This window comes from Polymorphospora sp. NPDC051019 (genome assembly GCF_040683055.1).
Lineage (GTDB): Bacteria > Actinomycetota > Actinomycetes > Mycobacteriales > Micromonosporaceae > Polymorphospora > Polymorphospora lycopeni.
Genome location: NZ_JBFBCH010000007.1, coordinates 259,226 through 278,027, shown reverse-complemented (window position 1 = coordinate 278,027; position 18,802 = coordinate 259,226). Strand labels below are relative to the sequence as shown.

General features: G+C 71.4%; 17 protein-coding genes and 1 pseudogene. 16 read left to right on the top strand and 2 right to left on the bottom strand.

What is annotated here, in order from left to right; all coding sequences use genetic code 11:
- Window positions 1-57 precede the first annotated feature (57 nt).
- Complete coding sequence (locus tag AB0M79_RS16085; protein ID WP_364213464.1) at window positions 58-1,152, bottom strand: PLP-dependent aminotransferase family protein; 1,095 nt, start codon at window positions 1,150-1,152, stop codon at window positions 58-60.
- A gap of 126 nt (window positions 1,153-1,278) precedes the next feature.
- Here AB0M79_RS16085 and AB0M79_RS16080 point away from each other — a divergent pair, with 126 nt between their 5' ends.
- The 5 genes from AB0M79_RS16080 to AB0M79_RS16060 all read left to right on the top strand — a co-directional run bounded on the left by AB0M79_RS16080 (window position 1,279) and on the right by AB0M79_RS16060 (window position 5,173).
- Window positions 1,279-1,728, top strand: a complete 450-nt coding sequence (locus AB0M79_RS16080; RefSeq protein ID WP_364213461.1) for an NUDIX domain-containing protein — start codon at window positions 1,279-1,281, stop codon at window positions 1,726-1,728.
- Window positions 1,725-2,477, top strand: a complete 753-nt coding sequence (locus tag AB0M79_RS16075; RefSeq protein ID WP_364213458.1) for a hypothetical protein — start codon at window positions 1,725-1,727, stop codon at window positions 2,475-2,477. Before AB0M79_RS16080 ends, AB0M79_RS16075 begins: the two co-directional genes overlap by 4 nt.
- 209 nt (window positions 2,478-2,686) lie before the next feature.
- Window positions 2,687-3,418: a phosphocholine cytidylyltransferase family protein gene (locus AB0M79_RS16070; protein WP_357534989.1), complete on the top strand. Its 732-nt coding sequence runs from the start codon at window positions 2,687-2,689 to the stop codon at window positions 3,416-3,418.
- Window positions 3,406-4,473, top strand: coding sequence for an iron-containing alcohol dehydrogenase family protein (locus AB0M79_RS16065; protein WP_357534990.1), 1,068 nt, complete (start codon window positions 3,406-3,408; stop codon window positions 4,471-4,473). The genes AB0M79_RS16070 and AB0M79_RS16065 overlap by 13 nt, the downstream gene beginning before the upstream one ends.
- Entirely contained in the window at window positions 4,448-5,173 is a 726-nt protein-coding gene (locus tag AB0M79_RS16060; protein ID WP_364213454.1) for a CDP-alcohol phosphatidyltransferase family protein, read from the top strand. The genes AB0M79_RS16065 and AB0M79_RS16060 overlap by 26 nt, the downstream gene beginning before the upstream one ends.
- Before the next feature lie 104 nt (window positions 5,174-5,277).
- On the opposite strand, the gene AB0M79_RS16055 is transcribed toward AB0M79_RS16060, so the two are convergent.
- Window positions 5,278-6,462, bottom strand: coding sequence for a glycosyltransferase family 4 protein (locus AB0M79_RS16055; protein ID WP_364213452.1), 1,185 nt, complete (start codon window positions 6,460-6,462; stop codon window positions 5,278-5,280).
- 60 nt (window positions 6,463-6,522) lie between these two features.
- Between AB0M79_RS16055 and AB0M79_RS16050 the strand changes: the two genes are divergently transcribed.
- The 11 genes and pseudogenes from AB0M79_RS16050 to AB0M79_RS16000 all read left to right on the top strand — a co-directional run bounded on the left by AB0M79_RS16050 (window position 6,523) and on the right by AB0M79_RS16000 (window position 18,800).
- On the top strand, window positions 6,523-7,383 hold the full coding sequence (locus tag AB0M79_RS16050; protein ID WP_364213449.1) for a DNA-formamidopyrimidine glycosylase family protein: 861 nt from the start codon (window positions 6,523-6,525) through the stop codon (window positions 7,381-7,383).
- A 318-nt stretch (window positions 7,384-7,701) separates the two neighbouring features.
- Window positions 7,702-9,213: a sugar transferase gene (locus tag AB0M79_RS16045; protein ID WP_364213622.1), complete on the top strand. Its 1,512-nt coding sequence runs from the start codon at window positions 7,702-7,704 to the stop codon at window positions 9,211-9,213.
- Between the two features lie 397 nt (window positions 9,214-9,610).
- A complete protein-coding gene (locus AB0M79_RS16040) occupies window positions 9,611-10,828 on the top strand; it encodes a histidine kinase (protein WP_357534996.1) in 1,218 nt (405 codons plus the stop codon).
- Between the two features lie 218 nt (window positions 10,829-11,046).
- Entirely contained in the window at window positions 11,047-11,802 is a 756-nt protein-coding gene (locus tag AB0M79_RS16035) for a LytTR family DNA-binding domain-containing protein (protein ID WP_357534998.1), read from the top strand.
- 3 nt (window positions 11,803-11,805) lie between these two features.
- Window positions 11,806-12,831 carry a pyridoxal-phosphate dependent enzyme gene (locus AB0M79_RS16030; RefSeq protein ID WP_364213445.1) on the top strand — a complete coding sequence of 342 codons (1,026 nt, stop codon included), beginning with the start codon at window positions 11,806-11,808 and terminating at the stop codon, window positions 12,829-12,831.
- 327 nt (window positions 12,832-13,158) lie between these two features.
- The gene (locus tag AB0M79_RS16025; protein ID WP_364213442.1) at window positions 13,159-13,509 is read left to right on the top strand and encodes a hypothetical protein; all 351 of its coding nucleotides are present in this window, start codon (window positions 13,159-13,161) and stop codon (window positions 13,507-13,509) included.
- Window positions 13,510-15,147: a cation acetate symporter gene (locus AB0M79_RS16020; protein ID WP_364213440.1), complete on the top strand. Its 1,638-nt coding sequence runs from the start codon at window positions 13,510-13,512 to the stop codon at window positions 15,145-15,147.
- A 99-nt stretch (window positions 15,148-15,246) separates the two neighbouring features.
- Entirely contained in the window at window positions 15,247-16,005 is a 759-nt protein-coding gene (locus tag AB0M79_RS16015; protein WP_364213437.1) for an ABC transporter ATP-binding protein, read from the top strand.
- Window positions 15,996-17,732, top strand: coding sequence for an ABC transporter permease (locus AB0M79_RS16010; protein WP_364213434.1), 1,737 nt, complete (start codon window positions 15,996-15,998; stop codon window positions 17,730-17,732). Before AB0M79_RS16015 ends, AB0M79_RS16010 begins: the two co-directional genes overlap by 10 nt.
- 3 nt (window positions 17,733-17,735) lie before the next feature.
- Window positions 17,736-18,272: pseudogene (locus tag AB0M79_RS16005) on the top strand (flavin reductase family protein); the annotation flags it as partial.
- 177 nt (window positions 18,273-18,449) lie between these two features.
- Window positions 18,450-18,800, top strand: a complete 351-nt coding sequence (locus AB0M79_RS16000) for a DUF485 domain-containing protein (RefSeq protein ID WP_364213431.1) — start codon at window positions 18,450-18,452, stop codon at window positions 18,798-18,800.
- Window positions 18,801-18,802 lie beyond the last annotated feature (2 nt).

Sequence of the window (18,802 nt, the reverse complement as noted above, 5' to 3'; positions counted from 1 at the left end):
CCCGGCGGGAACCCCGGACCGGCCACGACGGCTCATTGTCAAAAATCCGACACAAATTTAGCGACGGACAGCCTCGACGGCAGCCGCCAGACGACGTACACCCTCGTCGATACGATCGGCGGTCACCGCCGAATACGCCAGCCGCAACGCGTGCTCCCCGCCCTCGGCGACGAAGTCGCTGCCCTTGACGACCGCCACACCGCGCTCCTGCGCCGCGACGAACACGTCCGCCGCGAACACGTCGTCGGGCAGCTCGATCCAGAGGAAGTAACCGCCGTCCGGCTCGGTGAACCGCACTCCCGGGATGTGCTCACGCAACGCGGCGGCCAGCAGGCCGGCCCGCTCACCGAGCGCGTCGCACACGGTGCGGATCGACCGGTCGATGTCGCCGGAGACGCAGAACTGGTGGACGATGCCCTGCGCGACCATGCCGGGCGAGATGTAGAGGTTGGTGGCCCGCTTCGCGATGTCGGCGATCAGCGCCGCCGGCCCGACCAGGTAGCCGACCCGTACGCCCGGGCAGACCGTCTTGGTGAAGCTGGACGCGTGCACGACCACGCCGTGCTCGTCGAGGGAGAGCATCGACGGCAACGCCTCGCCCCGGAACCGGATGTCGGCGTACGGGTCGTCCTCGAAGATCGTGAAGCCGTACTCGACGGCGAGGGCGAGCAGGGCGCGGCGCTTCTCCAGCGACAGCGTCACCCCGGCCGGGTTCTGGTAGTTCGGGATGATGTGCGCCAGCTTCGGGCGTACCCCGGACTCCAGCAGCTTGCGCAGCTCGTCGGTGTCGACGCCGTCCGGCGTGATCGTGACGGCGTGCACCTCGGCACCCTGCTGCCGCAGGTTGAGCAGGGTGCGGTCGTACGTCGGCCGCTCCACCACGACCGCGTCGCCCTCACGCACCAGGTGGTCGAAGAGGAACGCGTCGGCCTGCAGCGACCCGTTGGTGATGAGCACCTGCTCCGGGGTCACGCCGTGCTTGTCGGCGATCCACTTGCGCAGCGGCAGGTAGCCGACCGACGTGCCGTACGCGGTAAGGCCGGCCGGGTCGGCCTCGAAGGCGCGCACAGCCGCGGCCTTGAGCCCTTCGATGTCGACGATGTCCAGCGAGGGCGCCCCACGGGCGAAGGAGATCAACTGCTCGGCGGTCATGGTTCTCCAGCCTACGGCCGCCGTCGCGCCCTTTTCCGGCGACCGGGCGAAGTCCGCATCCTGAGCAGTCCGGCGTGGGTCGCCTCGTCCTGTTCGAGGGTTCCCCCTGATCGCTACTGTCAGGGCGTGTCCACCGAGCCCCTCTCGTGCGCCGGAGCGTTGATCGTCGACGACGACGGCCGGATCTTCGTCCAGCGCCGGTCCGCCGCCCGCAAACTCTTCCCCAACTGCTGGGACGTGGTCGGCGGCCACGTCGAGCCCGGCGAGAGCATCGAGGACGCGCTGCAGCGCGAGGTGACCGAGGAGACCGGGTGGACCGTGTCACACGTGCTCGGTCTGGTCGGTGAATACACGTACGTCGGCGACGACGGCATCGCCCGGGTCGAGAGCGACTTCCTGGTCCGGGTCGACGGCGACCTGACCCGACCCCGGCTGGAGGCCGGCAAGCACACCGAGTTCCGCTGGCTCGCCGAGCACGAGACCGTCCTGCTCGACGAGCACCGGCACGTCAACGACGGGCTGATCCGGCGCATCGTCGAGGACGGGTTCGCGGCGCTGCACGTCATCGGCCTGTGATCGACCCTGTCCCGCTCGACCCGCCGGGCTTCGCCGCCCTGGTCGCGCCGGCCGTCGACCGGCTCGTCGTCGGCACCGCCGCGACCGGCTGGGAGCGCGGCGGCGCGGCCCTGAGCCAGCGGTACGGCGGGCCGGCGGCAACCGGCTTCCTGATGGAGTTCCGCACCCGGCTCGCGGCGCCGGGCGGCACCGTCAGCGCCCCCGGCTTCGCCGCCGTCACCCGCCACCGCGACCCGGTGCGCTGCCAACGTGGCCTCGACAAGCAGGTCGCGTACGCGATGATCCACCGCACCACGGAGGGCGGGTTGCAGGCCACCGAACGCGGCCGGACCTACCTCGCCGAGGTCTACGAACTGCACGCCCGGATCACCGGCGAACTGTGGGAGCAGCGGCACGGCGGGCGGGTCGCCCGGCTGGTCGACGTACTCGGGGTGCTGGTCACCGAGGCGGCGCGCGACGGTGGCGACGCCTTCGGCGCGCTGGCCCCGCCGTACGAGCCGGACGGCTGCCCGCCCGGGGTGCTGCTGCTCAACCGGCTGAGCGTGCTGCGCCAGCACCGGGCCGACGCCCACGCCGCCGCCTGGACCGCCGCCGGCCACACCCGGCTCACCATCGCCGACCTGCCACCCGGCCCGGAACGCCTGGCCATCGAGCAGGAGACCGACCGCCGCTCCGCCGCCCCCTACGCCGCGCTGGCGCCGGAAGCCCGCCTCCGCCTCCTGGCCGATCTGGCCGCCCTCCCCACCTGACCCGTTTTTCCTTGATCGCCCCTATCCGCCGGCCCCTCCAAGATCCCCGTGATCAGGGAATAAGCCGCGCGTGTCGTCGGCGCGGCGCGGCTCCAGGTCCCTGATCACCCGGATCTTGGAGGGCCGCCCGACCGCCACGACCGGTGGACCGGTTGGTGTGGCGGATATCCTCCGTCCGTCAGGTGTTCACCTTCAGAGAGGATCTCGTGATGATCGGTCTGGTGCTCGCCGCCGGTGCGGGCCGCCGGCTGCGCCCTTACACCGACACCCTGCCCAAGGCCCTGGTGCCGGTCGATGGCGACACCACGATCCTCGACATCGCGCTGCGCAACCTCGCCGAGGTCGGCCTCACCGACGTCACGGTCGTCGTCGGCTACGCCGCCGGCGCGGTCGAGGACCGCAAGGCCGGCTTCGAGCGGCGCTACGGCGTCAAGCTGACCCTCGTGCACAACGACCGGGCCGAGGAGTGGAACAACGCATACTCGCTCTGGCTCGCCCGCGACCGGTTCGCGCAGGGCGCGCTGCTGGTCAACGGCGACACCGTCCACCCGGTCGGGATCGAGAAGACCCTGCTCGCCGAACGCGGACCGGGCATCCTGCTCGCCATCGACAACGTCAAGCGGCTCGCCGACGAGGAGATGAAGACGACCTTCGACGCGTCCGGCCAGCTCACCCGGATCACCAAGCTGATGGACCCGGCCGCCGCGTTCGGGGAGTACATCGGGGCGACGGTGATCGAGCCGCACGCCGCCGCCGGCCTGGCCGAGGCGCTGGAGGCGACCTGGCGGCGCGACCCCAACCTCTACTACGAGGACGGCTACCAGGAATACGCCGACCGTGGCGGCGAGGTACGCGCGGCCACCATCGGCGAGGTCGACTGGGTGGAGGTCGACAACCACGACGACCTGGCCCGGGCGCGGGAGATCGCGTGCCGTTACTAGCCCGGACCGTCAGCACGCCGCTGGCCATCGAGGTACGCCGCGGCGCCGTCGCCGAACTCGGCGCCCTGCTCGCCGACCGGCGGATCTCGGCCGGCGGCGACGTCGCCCTGGTCGTCGGCCCCGGACAGGGCGAGCGGATCGCCGACCTGTGCCTGCCCGGGCTGCACCGGGCCGACCTGTTCACCGTCGCCGGCGGCACCCTCGACGCCGCCAACCAGCTCGGCGACCGGTTACGCGAGCGGTCGTACGACGCCGTCGTCGGCATCGGCGGCGGCAAGACCATCGACACTGCCAAATACGCCGCCAGTCGGCTCGCGATCCCGATGGTGTCGGTGGCGACCAGCCTCGCCAACGACGGGATCGCCTCCCCGGTCGCCTCCCTCGACCACGGCACCGGCAAGGGCTCCTACGGCACCCACGTGCCGATCGCCATCGTGGTCGACCTCGACTTCGTCGAGAACGGGCCGGACCGGCAGACCCAGGCCGGCATCGGCGACGCCGTCAGCAACATCAACGCGGTCGCGGACTGGGAACTCGCGCACCGGGTCCGGGCCGAGCCGATCGACGGACTCGCCGTGACGCTGGCGCGTACCGGCGCCGAGGCGCTGGTCAACCACCCCGGCAAGATCACCGACGACGGCTTCCTGACCACGCTCGCGGAAGCACTCATCCTCGGCGGAATCTCGATGGCGGTCTGCGGCTCCAGCCGCCCCGCCAGCGGCGGCTGTCACGAGATCTCCCACGCCATCGACCACCTCCACCCCGGCACCGGCTCGCACGGCGAGCAGGTCGGGCTCGGCGCGCTCTTCTGCACCTTCCTGCGCGACGAGCCGGAACGGTTCGGGCAACTCGCGCTCTGCCTGCGCCGGCACGGCCTGCCCGTACACCCGGCGGACCTGGGACTCACCGACGAGCAGTTCGTCGATGTCGTCGCCCACGCGCCGGCCACCCGGCCGGACCGCTACACCATCCTCGAACACCTCGCGATGGGGCCCGACGAGATCCGTAGGCGGCTGGCAGACTACGCCGATGCACTCCGCGACCATGCCGGTTGATCTTCCCCGGCCGACGTTCAACGACTTCTACCGCGTCAACCGTGGTGGTGGGCTGTTCAGCGAGGCACTGAGCCAGCGGCTGGGCGCCGCCTTCGCCCTGACCGGCCAGCGCTTCGGGCTCAGCCCCACCGCGCTGACGCTGACCAACCTGGTCATCGGCCTGTCGGCCTCGGTCGCGGTGATCGCGCTCGCCGGGCCGGTCGCGGACGGGTCCCTGCCAGCCTGGGTGGTCGGGCTGGTCGCGCTGGTCGGCTGGCAGATCGCATACGCCCTGGACTGCGCGGACGGTCAGTTGGCCCGGGTCACCGGCAAGGGCAGCGCGGCCGGCGCCCGGATCGACATCCTCTGTGACGTGGCCGCCCAGATCGCCCTGGTCACCGCACTGTCCGCGACCACGGTCGCACAACGGCCCGATACTCCGGTCTGGCTGGTCGCGGTGTTCGCCGGCACCTGGATGGTCAACCTGGTGACATCGGTGCTCCAGTCCGGAGACAACGCGGCCAGCATGGTCACCTCGACGTCGCTTCCGGTGCGCCTGGTGAAGCTGATCCGCGACTACGGCGCGGTGATCTTCGTGGCCGCGCTGGTCCTGCTGTTCGCCCCGGCGCTAACGGTGTGGCTGATCGCCGCCTTCAGCCTGGTCAACGGTGGCTTCCTGCTGGCGAGCATCGCCTTCTCCGCCCGCGCCGCCGTCCGCTAGACCGCGTCCCTACCGCCCCGCTCGCTGTTGGGGCGCCCCGAGATCCGCGTGATCAGGGCGTTCGTGCCGCCACCCGCCGACGGCACGCGCAAATCAACCCCTGATCACGCGGATCTCGGGGCGGACATGTTGCCGTAGACGTCGAGCAGTTGCTTGGTGACCACGTCGGGGTGGAAGGTGCGTTCATAGCGGGAGCGGGCGACCGCCGACAGTTCAGCCGCACCGGCCCGGGCCACCGCGAGCGCGGCCGACATCGCCGCCGGCTCCGCCGGCACCACCCACCCCGCTGGCACCTCGCCGGACCCGTCGGCGCCGAGCAGGTAGGGGATGCCGCCGAGCGCGGTGCCCAACGCCGGCCGGCCGGCCGCGAACGCCTCGATCACCACCGTCGGCAGCACGTCGTGCCAGGTCGACGCGGCGACCACGACCGCCGAGGCCCGCAGCGCCCGGCGCACGCCGTCCCGGTCGAGCGGCCCCAGGAACTCGACGTCCGACCGGTTCGCCGCGACCTCTTCGGCCAGCGACCGCAACTCGCCGTCACCGGCGATCCGCAGCGGTCCCAGTGCCCCGTCGGGGTGCCGCCGCCACGCGTCCAGCAGCAGCCCGAGCCCCTTCTCCGGCGACAACCGGCCGAGGAACAGGAACCCGTCGCCGAGCGGAGCCGGCGGTCCCGGGTCGGGGATCGCGTTCGGCTTGACCACGATCCGGTCGGCCGGCACCCCGTAGTCGACCAGATGGTCCTTGATCGCCGAGGTCAACGCGATGTAGCGGTCCACCGACTTCCACGTCGGCCGGTGCACCGCCAGCGTCGTGGCCATCAGGGCGCTCTGCGCCCGTGAGTCCCGGTAGCACCGGTTCACCACCGCCGGCAGCCCGAACGCCTTGCCGCGGCAGTCCTGGCAGATCTTCCCGTCCCGGAAGTAGAGCCCCGACGAGCACACCTGCCGGTAGTTGTGCACGGTCTGCACGACCGGCACGCCGTGCCGGTGCGCGGTCCGCACGATCCAGGGCGAGATCAACGGGTACGGGTTGTGCAGGTGCAGCACGTCCGGCCGATGCTCGGTGATCAGCCGGGTCAGGTCCTGCTGCGCCTTCGGCGCGTAGATCGGTGAGAGCGGCAGCAGCGCCTTGCCGGCCTTCGACATCGACGGGATCTCGTCGGAGCTGCGCAGGAACGGCAGCACCTCGACACCGGCCGCCGTCAACTGGTCGATCTCCAGGTCGACGATGATGTTCTCGCCGGACGGCTGCGCCTGCCGGTAGCGGTTGTGCGCCACCACGACCTTCACCCGCGCCACCCACCCGTCTGTTCCACCTGCCCGGTCGCGCCAGAGGCTACCTTTGATGACGTGCCCGAACTACCCGAGGTCGAAGCACTCGGCGCCTACCTGCGCGAGCGCGCTGTCGGCCGGCGTGTCGAGCGGGTCGAGATCGCGGCGATCAGCGCCCTGAAGACGTACGACCCACCGCCGACGGCGGCCGCCGGCCGTACCGTGGTCGGCGCCACCCGGCACGGCAAGTTCCTCGACGTGGTCCTCGACGGCGACCTGCATCTGGTCGTGCACCTGGCCCGGGCCGGCTGGCTCCACTACCGTGACTCGTTCGCCTCACCCGCCCCGCTCAAGCCGGGCAAGGGCCCGATCGCGGTCCGGGTACGCCTCGACGACGGCTCCGGCTTCGACCTGACCGAGGCCGGCACCCAGAAAAAGCTGGCCACCTACCTGGTGACCGATCCGGCCCAGGTGCCCGGCGTGACGAAACTCGGCCCGGACGCGCTGGCCGCCGACCTCGCCACCTTCGGCGCCCGCGTCCGCGGCCGGCGCGGCCAGATCAAGGGCGTGCTCACCGACCAGTCGGTGCTCTCCGGAGTCGGCAACGCCTACTCGGACGAGATCCTGCACGCGGCGAAACTGTCTCCGTTCGCGATCTCCAGCCGGCTCACCGACGAGCAACTGGCCACCCTGCACGGCGCCACCCGCGAGGTGCTCACCGACGCGGTCACCCGGTCGGTCGGGCAGCGGGCCGCGACCCTCAAGGGCGAGAAACGCTCCGGGCTCAAGGTGCACGCGCGCACCGGACTGCCGTGCCCGGTGTGTGGTGACACCGTACGAGAGGTGTCCTTCGCCGACTCCAGCCTCCAGTACTGCCCCACCTGCCAGACCGGCGGCAAGCCACTCGCTGACCGTAGGTTGTCCCGACTTGTGCGGTAAGTAACAGCGGCGCTGTCACGCTGAGGGAAACGTCCGCGAAGCGATGAACCACGCACAACGGAGACTTCCCACGGCATCATCCATCGGTATAGTGACCCGGTCCGCGCGTCAGTCCGCGGCGAAACCACAGGGGCCACGCCGGTGTGACAGCCCGGCGTAATGTCTCCCGGGTCACCGTCCACGAACGGTCACCATGCAAGACTTGAGCGGTGGCGACCCGGACCTCGGTGGCTTCGGGCGGCACGTGTCATACGGGAGGACGTAGGTGAGGTGACGACCAGCCTCCAGCGCCCGGTGACCTACATAGGCCGGAGCACCGTGCGCCACCTCAACAGCTTCGAGATCCAGCCGACACCGCCGCCGGCCCCCAACGGCGTGCCCCGGTCCGCATGGTCGCGTTCGCGTCGGCGGGCGTCCCGCTGGCACCGTCCCTACACTGTCGCGCTGCTCCTGCTCGACTTCGCCGCCGCCGTACTCGCGAGCTGGATCTCGATCAGCCTCTTCGAGAAGGCGACGGCCGGCTTCACCGACGCCGACCAGGACGCCACCTGGTTCCACACCGTCACCTACCTCCTGCTGCCGCTCGGCTGGCTGATCGTGTTGTGGGGCAACGGGGCGTACGACCGCCGATATCTCGGGCTCGGCACCGACGAGTTCAAACGAGTCATCCGGGCCGCGGTCACGGCCACCGCCAGCGTCTCCTTCCTCGCGTTCGCCACCAAGACCGACCTCTCCCGGCTCTCCGTCGCCACCGCCCTCGTCGGCGCGATGGTGCTGATCCTCCTGGCCCGCTACCAGGCCCGGTTCGTCCTGCACCTCATCCGGAAACGAGCCGGCCAGGCCGGCCACCGGATGGTGCTGGTCGGCACCCTGCCGGAGTGCCTGGAGGTCTACACCGCGGTCACCCGCAGCCCCGCCGCCGGGCTGGTGCCCGTCGCCATCCACATCACCGACGGATACGCCGCCGCCCGTGGCATGCAGACCCCGATCCCGGTGTACGCCGGACGCGACGTACTCGCCCTCGTCCGTGAGGTCGGCGGCGACACCATCGCGGTCTGCGGCTCGGCCAGCTCCGAACCCGGCGAGCTGCGCCGGCTCGCCTGGCAGCTCGAAGGCTCCGGCATCGACCTCGTCGTGGCGCCACAGCTCACCGACATCGCCGGCCCACGGGTGCACATCCGCCCCATCGAGGGCCTGCCGCTGCTGCACGTCGAAGAACCCACCCTGTCCGGCGTCGCCTGGCTGGTGAAGAACCTGATCGACCGGGTCGCGGCCGCCGTCGGCCTCATCGCGCTCGTACCCGTCTTCATGGCCATCGCCATCGCGATCCGGCTCTCGGACCCCGGCCCGGTGTTCTTCCGCCAACCCCGCGTCGGCCACGAGGGCCGCACCTTCCGGGTCTGGAAATTCCGGACCATGTACGTCGACGCCGAAGACCGCCTCGCGTCACTGGTCGACCAGAACGAGACCGACGGCATGCTCTTCAAGATCCGAAAGGATCCCCGGGTCTTCCCCGTCGGCCGCTTCCTGAGGGCCAGCTCGCTCGACGAGCTACCCCAGTTGATCAATGTGCTCTGGGGCGAGATGTCCCTCGTCGGCCCGCGCCCCCTGCCCGCCGACGACGGCGACTTCCTCGGCGACGTACGCCGCCGGCTCCTGGTTCGCCCCGGCATCACCGGCCTCTGGCAGGTCTCCGGACGCTCCGACCTCTCCTGGGACGAAGCCGTCCGCCTCGACCTCTACTACGTCGACAACTGGTCCCTCGCCTACGACCTCAGCATCCTCTGGCGCACCATCGGCGTCGTCGTGGCCCGCAAGGGCGCGTACTGAACTAGTTGGTCCTCGCTCCGCTCGGACGGCTCGCTCCGCTTCGCGCCGCCTAAGTGCACCGTCTTCACCCTGTGGGCATGACGGCTTCGCCGCATGTCCTCGGGCTCCAGACGGTGCGGCGGCGCTCGGTCGACTCGCGACCTGGGTTGCGGTCCAGGGCTGTCCGTCGATTGCTTCGGCGATCGGTGGCGGGCCCGCGTGGCTCGAGTGTCGGGGGCGCATCTGGGACGGCCGTTGTTGATCTGGGCAGTAGCCACCTAACCGGCGATGAATAAGGTGGTTCGCGCTCAGATCAACTCGCCATTCGTGCGCTGCGGGGTGCCTGTCGCGTGTCGTGGGGTGTGGGTGGTGGTGCTCGCCTCTGGCGGATCGGGGGGCGAACCGACAGGATTTCGGCGTGGGTGCCAACCTGTCCGCCGTACTTGCCGTGCTGGCGCTGGTCAGCGCGCTGGCCGGGGCGGTGTTCGCGGTCGTACGACTGCGCGCCCGGCGGGGCATCGCGACCGCCACCCAGCGGGCCACGTACGAGGTGCTGCACACCGCCGGCCTGGCCGCCGAGCCACTGCGCACCGGGCTCAGGCCGACGGGCGCGGCCAAAGCCGTACGGCACCTGCGGGCCCTGGTCGGCGCACCCGGACTCGCGGTGGTCGACGGTGCGGAGGTGCTGGCGATCGACGGCCGGGGCGGGCACCACTCGGCGCAGTTCGTCGCGGCCGCCAGGCGGGCGCTGGACACCGACCGGTCGACGGTGCTCGGCCAGCGGGAGTTGCGCTGCGACCGGGTCGACTGCCCCGTACGCGGCGCCGTGGTGGCGCCGATGACCGGGCCGGACGGCCAGGCGGCCGCGGTCGTGGTGTCGATCGCCGACAGCGAGCCCGCACCCGGGCTGGTGCAGGCGACGCTGGAGACCGCACGCTGGGCCGGGGCGCAGTTGGCGCTGGCGGAACTGGACTCGTCGCGGGAGCGGCTGGCCCGCGCCGAGGTCCGGGCCCTCCGGGCGCAGATCAGTCCGCACTTCATCTACAACGCGCTGACGGCGATCGCCTCGTTCGTACGCACCGATCCGGAACGGGCCCGCGAGCTGATCCTGGAGTTCGCCGACTTCACCCGCTACTCGTTCCGGGCCCACGGCGAGTTCACCACCCTGGCCGAGGAGCTGCGGTCGATCGACCGCTACCTGACGATCGAGCGGGCCAGGTTCGGCGACCGGTTGCAGGTCAGGTTGCAGATCGCGCCGGAGGTGCTGCCGGTCGGGCTGCCGTTCCTGTGCCTGCAACCGCTGGTCGAGAACGCCGTCCGGCACGGACTGTCGCGCAAGCCGGGCGTCGGTATGGTGAGCATCGAGGCCCGTGACGCCGGCGCCGAGTGTCACATCACGGTCGAGGACGACGGCGTCGGCATGGATCCGGCCGTGCTGGCCGCCCGGATCGCCGAGGGGGTCGTCGACCCGGCCGACGACTCGGGTCAGCACGTCGGGCTGTCGAACGTCGACGAGCGGCTGCGGGCGGTCTTCGGCGACCAGTTCGGCCTGGTGGTCGACACGGGTGTAGGGGCGGGTACGAGAGTGAGCATGCGGGTGCCGAAGTTCCACCGCCACGTACGGGCAAGCACGTGACCGAGCGGAGCGAGGGAACCAACGGGCACGGTCCCCGGCACGGTGACGCCGAGCGGAGCGAGGTGGCACCGTGACCGAGCGGAGCGAGGGAACCAACGGGCACGGTCCCCGGCACGGTGACGCCGAGCGGAGCGAGGTGGCACCGTGACCGAGCGGAGCGAGGGAACCGACGGGCACGGTCCCCGGCACGGTGACGCCGAGCGCGGCGAGAGAACACCGTGACCGCGTTCCTGCGGGTGCTGGCCGTCGACGACGAGCCGCCGGCCCTGGACGAACTCGCCTACCTGCTGCGGGCAGATCACCGGGTCGCCCGGCTGCACACGGCCGGCGACGCGACCGAGGCACTGCGGGTGCTGCGCGACAACGACATCGACGTGGTGTTCCTCGACATCCGGATGCCGGGGCTGGACGGGATGGAGCTGGCCCGGATCCTGCACCGGTTCGCCCGGCCGCCGGCCATCGTGTTCGTGACCGCGTACGACGACGGTGCGGTGGACGCCTTCGATCTCGGGGTCACCGACTACGTACGTAAGCCGGTGCGGGCGGAGCGGTTGGCGGAGTCGTTGCGGCGGGTGGTCAACTCACGGGTGGTGCCGTCGCATCCGGCGGCGCTGGCGCGGGCGGAGGACGATCCGACGATTCCGGTGGAGTTGGCGGGGACCACCCGGATGCTGCCCCGCTCGGCGGTGCGCTGGGTGGAGGCGCAGGGCGACTATGCCCGGCTGCACACCGCCGATGCCTCCCATCTCGTACGGGTGTCGCTGGCCACTCTCGCCGACCGGTGGGCCGATGCCGGTTTCGTCCGGATCCACCGCTCCTTCCTGGTGCAGTTGCGGCTGATCGCCGAGTTGCGGCTGGCCAACACCGGCTACGTGGTGGTCATCGACGGCACCGAACTGCCGGTCAGCCGCCGGCACACCCGGGAGCTGAAGGACAAACTGGTACGGGCGGCGAAGCAGGACTGGAACCGCTGACCGGTGGGTGATATCGGTGCGACAGCGGCCGAACTGCTCGGCGTACGCCTGCCGTCGCCGCTGGTCCGGCTGGTGGACGACCGGGTGGACCGGCACGGCGTACGGCTGCTGCTCAAGCGCGACGACCTGCTCAGCCCGGTGGTGCCGGGCAACAAGTGGCGCAAGCTGAAGCACAACCTGGTCGCGGCCGGCCGGGGTGGGCACCGGACGTTGCTGACGTTCGGCGGCGCCTATTCGAACCATCTGCGGGCGGTCGCGGCGGCGGGACGGGCCTGCGGGTTCGCCACGATCGGGGTGGTTCGCGGCGAAGAGCATGTCCCGCTGAACTGGTCGCTGTCGCGGGCCAGCGAGTTGGGGATGACGCTGACCTACCTGGACCGGACGACCTGGCGGCGGAAGACGTCCCCGGAGGTCGTCGCCGCGCTGCGTCGCAGGTTCGGCGACTTCTTCCTGATTCCCGAGGGCGGCAGCAACCGGCTCGCGCTGCCCGGCTGCGCCGAGTTGGTGGCCGAGATCGCCGAGCCGTTCGACGTGATCTGCTGCCCGGTCGGCACCGGAGGCACCCTGGCCGGCATCATCTCGGCCCTGCCCGCCAGACCAACCGAAGCCGCCAGACCAACCGAAGCCGCCGGCCCAGCCGGTCACGCCCACCCGGCTGAAGCCGCCAACCCGGCCCGGCCCCGGCCCCGGGCGATCGGCTTCGCGGCGTTGAAGGGCGGCACGTTCCTGACCGTCGAGGTCGCCGCCCTGCTCGACCCGGCCGCCCCGCCGACCGAGCCACACCGGGCGGCGGCAGCCGAACCAGGCGTCGACTGGGCTGTGGAAACCGACTTCCACTTCGGTGGGTTCGCCCGCACCACTCCCGAACTCGACGCGTTCGTCGCCGACTTCGAGGTCCGGCACGGCGTCCGGCTCGACCGGATCTACGTCGGGAAGATGCTCGCCGGCCTGTTCACGATGATCGGGGCGGGACGGTTCGCGCCGGGTACGACGATCGTGGCCGTGGTGACCGGTCCGGCCGAGCCGTGACGAGCGCGATCCACAGCCCGCACGACACACAAGTTATCCACAGGCCATCTGAGTTATCCACAGCTTGTGCACAGAGCTGTCCACCTTGTGGATAACAGCCCGTCTTGACTTTCCGCCGCAGCCGGCCAGACTGCCGGCATGGAGGCCCCCGCCGACCCGCCCCCACCCCGAGCCCCGGTCCCGGCCACGAACCCACCACCCGCCCCGGCCCCGGAACCTCGGCCGGCCACGAACCAACGCCCGGCCCCGGGCCCGAGTCCGGCCCCGGACCAACGCCCGGCCCCGGACCGGCAACCACAGCCGCGCACACCCCCGCAGCGAACCAGGGTGGTGCTCGCCGACGTCACCCGCCGACCGGCCGACCACGACCGCACCCGCAGTGAACTGACCGAGCAGACCCAGGTCGGCGAGGCCCTCGTACGCGGTCTGGTCCGGGCCCAACTCGCCCTCGCCCTGCGGCTCTGCCTGGTCGTCGCGATCGGTCTCGGCGCCCTGCCGTTGCTGTTCGCGGTCGCGCCTACGGTCAGTGACGTGCGGGTTCTCGGCGTCGACCTGCCGTGGCTGCTGCTCGGGCTGGGTTCCTTCCCGTTCCTGGTCGCGGTCGGGTGGACGTACGTCCATCTGGCCGAACGCAACGAGCAGGACTTCACCGCCGTGGTCCGGCGCCCGGAGCGCTGAGTGGACAACCCGTACATCGTTCCGGGCATCGTCGCGGTCACCCTGGTCACCGCCGCGATCGGCTTCTACGGCCTACGGCTGGCCCGGACGACGTCGGACTTCCTGGTCGCCTCGCGTACGGTCAGCCCGACCTGGAACGCGTCGGCGATCGGCGGCGAATACCTGTCGGCGGCGTCGTTCCTCGGGGTCGCCGGCATGATCCTCGCCGAGGGTGTCGACATGCTCTGGTATCCGGTCGGGTTCGCCGCCGGCTACCTGGCCCTGCTGCTCTTCGTGGCCGGGCCGTTGCGCCGCTCGGGCGCCTTCACCCTGCCCGACTTCTGCGAGGTGCGGCTCGGTTCGCGCCGGCTGCGCAAGCTGGCCACCGTCTTCGTGATCTTCATCGGCTGGCTCTACCTCGTACCGCAGTTGCAGGGCGCCGGCCTGACCCTGAGCACGGTGACCGGCAGCCCGTACGAGCTGGGGGCGGTGCTGGTCGGCGCGGTCGTCACCGCGAACGTGGCGCTGGGCGGGATGCGGGCGATCACCTTCGTGCAGGCGTTCCAGTACTGGCTGAAGCTCACCGCGCTCGCCGTACCCGCGATCTTCCTGGTCCTGCAGTGGCAGGCCGACGGGCGGCCGGCGATCACCCCGCCGGACGGTCCGGCGTTCCGGACCGCGACCGCCGTCGTGGTCGAGCAGTCCGCGACCCTCACCCTCGGCGACGGCACCACCATCCGGGTACGCCCCGGCGACGAGCTGTCGTTCGCCGCCGGTGATCCGGTGCCGCAGGTGGCAGGGGTGCCGGACGGGTTGGACTGGCTGCTGCCCGGCGATCCGACGCAGGAGGGTGGCGGGCTGTTCGCCACCTATTCACTGATCCTGGCGACGTTTCTGGGCACGATGGGGCTTCCGCACGTACTCGTCCGCTTCTACACCAACCCGGACGGGGCCGCCGCCCGCCGGACGACGCTGGTGGTGCTGGCGCTCGTCGGGCTGTTCTATCTCTTCCCCACCCTGTACGGCGTGCTCGGCCGGGTCTACACCCCGCAGTTGGTGATGACGGGCCAGACCGACGCGACGGTGCTACTGCTGCCCGGCGCCGCGCTCGGCGACGGGCTGACCGGCCAACTGCTGGCCGCGCTGGTGGCCGCCGGGGCGTTCGCCGCGTTCCTGTCGACCTCGTCCGGGCTGCTGACCAGCGTCGCCGGGGTGATCTCGACCGACGTGCTCGGCCGGGGTTCGGTACGCGACTTCCGGCTCGCCACGCTGATCGCCGGTCTGGTGCCGCTGGTGCTCGCGATCAACGTGGCCGGACTCGACGTCTCGCAGGTGGTCGGGTTGGCGTTCGCGGTGGCCGCGTCCAGTTTCTGCCCGCTTCTGGTGTTGGGCATCTGGTGGCGGCGGCTGACCGACGCGGGCGCCGCGGCCGGGATCGTCGCCGGTGGCGGCGCGGCGGTGGTGGCTGCCCTGATCACGGTCGCCGGTCCGCCGCTGGACGGCTGGCCGGCGACCCTGGTCGCGCATCCGGCGGCCTGGACGGTGCCGCTCGCGTTCGCCGTGATGGTGCTGGTGTCGCTCGCCACCCGGCGCCGTACGCCGCTCGACGTCGGCGCGACCATGCTCCGGCTGCACGCGCCCGAGTCGCTGCGTCTCTGACCTCCCGGAACCCGCGCCGGGGCAGGTCCTTCCCGAGGAGGAGTGGAAGATCCCCCGTGGGCCGGAGCGCGTCTCACGGGTACGGGATAACGTCGTCTCATGACTGGTGAGCACGCCGCACTCGCCCTGCGCGGGCTGGCCAAACGGTTCGAGACGAAGATCGCCGTACGCGGCGTCGACCTCGACGTTCCGGCCGGTTCCTTCTACGGGCTGCTCGGCCCGAACGGCGCGGGCAAGACGACCACCCTGTCGATGGCGGTCGGCCTGCTCCGCCCCGACCACGGACGGGCGTGGGTGCTCGGCCACGACGTGTGGGGCAGCACGACCGAGGCGAAGCGACTGCTCGGCGTGATGCCCGACGGCGTACGTCTCTTCGACCGGCTCAACGGCGCCGAACTGCTCGCGTACAACGGCTTGTTGCGCGGCATGGACCCGCAGGTGGTCGACCAGCGGGCGCACGAACTGCTCGACGTGCTCGCCCTCGGCGACGCCGGAAACACGCTCGTCGTCGACTATTCGGCGGGGATGAAGAAGAAGATCGGCCTGGCCTGCGCGCTGCTGCACGGCCCTCGCCTGCTCGTGCTCGACGAGCCGTTCGAGGCGGTCGACCCGGTCTCCGCCGCCCTGATCCGCGACATCCTCCAGCGCTACGTGGCCGGCGGCGGCACGGTGATCTTCTCCAGCCACGTGATGGAGGTCGTCGAGCGGCTCTGCAGCCACGTGGCGATCCTCGCCGACGGGGCGATCAAGCGGGTGGGAACCCTCGCCGAGGTGCGCGGCGACCGTTCGCTGGAGGAGGTGTTCGTCGAGGTGGTCGGCGGACGGACCGCGACCGGTGCGGAACTGGCATGGCTGTGACCGCCACCGGCGGCGGCCCCGCCGGTCCTGGGCCGGCGCGCGTCGGTGAGCCGGTGGCGGTGACCGCACCGGCCCGGCAGGGTGTCCGGCCGGTCACGCCCGGGTTGTTCGTACGGCTCAAGCTGCGGGTGATGGCCAACAACTTCCGTGGCCAGGCCTGGCGGATCGGCCTGTTCGTCGGCGGCGGCCTGGTCGGGCTGTTCTTCGCGGCCATGGGATTCCTGCTCTTCGCGGTCACCGGGGTGGCCGACGACATCGGCATCGCCCGCCTGGCGGCGGCGTTCGGTGGCGGTGCCCTGGTGCTCGGCTGGCTGTTGTTGCCGTTGGTCTTCTTCGGCGTCGACGAGACGCTCGACCCGGCCCGGTTCGCGCTGCTGCCGCTGCCCCGGCGGACCCTGGTCGGTGGCCTGTTCATGGCCGCCCTGGTGGGCGTGCCGGCGCTGGCCCTGCTGATCGCCACGTCCGGGCTGATCGTGTCGGCGGGGCTGCACGGCGGCTGGTTCGCCGCGCTCGTCGCCGCGGTCGGCGTGGTCGCCGGGCTTTTCCTGTGCGTCGCGGTGAGCCGGGCGGTGACCAGCGCCTTCGCCACGATGCTGCGGTCGCGGCGGGTCCGCGATCTGGCAGCCGTGCTGCTGGCCGTACTCGCGGCGCTGCTCGGCCCGTTGCAGATCGCCGTGCTCGGCGCGGCGGAGAACACCGACTGGCGCCGGTTCAGCAGTGCTGCGGAGATCATCGGGTGGACGCCGTTCGGTGCCCCGTACACGATGGGCCTGGACGTCGCGGACGGGCGACTGTGGGCCGTACCGGTCAAGCTCGCGCTGCTCGCGGCGACCCTGTCGCTGCTGCTCTGGTGGTGGTCGCGGTCGCTGGAGTCGGCGATGGTCGGCGCGGTCAGCGGCGGTCCGGCCCGGGCCGCGAAGGGCGAGCCCGGGCAGGCCGTCGACCAACTCTTCCCGGCGAGCCTGCGCTGGGTGCCGCGTTCCCGGTTCGGTGCGCTGGTCGCCCGCGAGGCGCGCTACTGGTGGCGGGACGCCCGTCGCCGGGCCAACCTGATCACGCTGGCGATCGTCGGCATCTTCGTCCCGGTGATGATCAACTTCACCTCGTTCGAATTCAACGGCGACGTCTCCGGCCTGACCGCCTCGCCGACGACCGTCGCCCTGTCGATGCTCTTCGTCGGCATACTCGCCGCGGTCACCCTGGCCAACCAGTTCGGCTTCGACGGGAGCGCGTACGCGGCCAACGTCGTCGCTGGGGTACCCGGCCGGGTGGAACTCCAGGCCCGGGTGGCGGCGTTCTCGCTGTACATCGTGCCGTTCCTGGCCCTGGTCACGGTCGGCTTCGGCCTCCTGCTCGGCGAGCCGGGCTGGATCGGGATGATCGGTGGCACCGTCGCCGCCGCGTACGGCACCGGACTGGCGGTCAACCTGGTCATGTCGGTGGCCGCCGCGTACGCGCTGCCGGAGACGTCGAACCCGTTCGCGATCAACACCGGTGCCGGCGTGGCCAAGAGCATGCTCAGCCTGGTGGCGATGGTGGGATCGGCCGCCCTGGGCCTGCCGATGATCATCGCCACGGCGCTGCTGCCCGACTTCTGGCTGTGGCTGGCGCTTCCGGTCGGCATCGGCTACGGCTACGGCGCGGTGGCGCTGGGCACGTACATCACCGGCGACATCCTCGACCGCCGGATGCCGGAGCTGTTGCAGACCGTCACCCCGCGCCGCTAGCCGGGGACAATGTTTCACGTGAATCATCCGGAGCCGGGTGGACGTATCCACCACACCGACCCGTTCGCCGCGCCGGCCCACGAGCGGTCGCCCGTACGCCGGTTGCGGGGCCGGCTGGCGGCGGCCGTGACGCTGTGGACGGCGCCCGGACCGGCGGGCCTGACCGTGTCGTCCACGCTGGTCGCCGACGGCGAACCGGGCCGGCTGCTCGGTCTGGTCGACGACGAGTCCGACCTGTGGGCGGCGGTGTCCGCCGCCGGGCGCTTCGCCGTCGCGCCGCTCGGGCCGGCCCACCGGCAGCTCGCCGACCGCTTCGCCGGCCTGATGCCGGCACCCGGCGGCCTCTTCAGGGGGCACGACTGGACGGAGACCGACTACGGCCCGGTGCCGGCCGACGCCGGCGGCTGGGCCGGGTGCCGCCTCGACGGCGCCCGCGAGTACGGCTGGGCGCTGCTGGTCGAGGCGACGATCGAGCACGTCGAACTGGGTGACGACGACCCGGGACCATTGATCCACCACCGGGGCCGCTACCGCACCTGATCCCGCGATCAGCGTCTTCTCCGCCGTTCGGCGACGTGACCGGGGTCACTCGGCGCAGCCAATCGCCCGTTCGGCGCACCCGGTCGCAATGACGAGGATCACAGCTTCCCGTCGATGGGTACACCTCCCTACGGTGCGCAGGACCCACTCACGTCCTGCACAAAGGTGGTGACCCGCATGAGTACGGATACACCCGCGCCGACCACGTCCACGCCGGACCGATACGTCGTCGTGCAGCGGTCGGACGAGTTCGCCGGGCTACGCAAGGCGTTGCGCGGCTTCATCTTCCCGATGACCGTCGCGTTCTTCCTCTGGTACGCGCTCTACGTGATCCTCTCCGCGTACGCGCGGGACTTCATGGGCACCAAACTGTTCGGCAACATCAACATCGCCCTTCTCTTCGGCCTGCTCCAGTTCGTCACCACGTTCCTGATCGCCTGGCTGTACTCCCGGTACGCCGCCCGGAAGGTGGACCCGATCGCCGAACGGATCCACGCCGACCTCGAAGGGAAGGGTGACAAGCGGTGAGC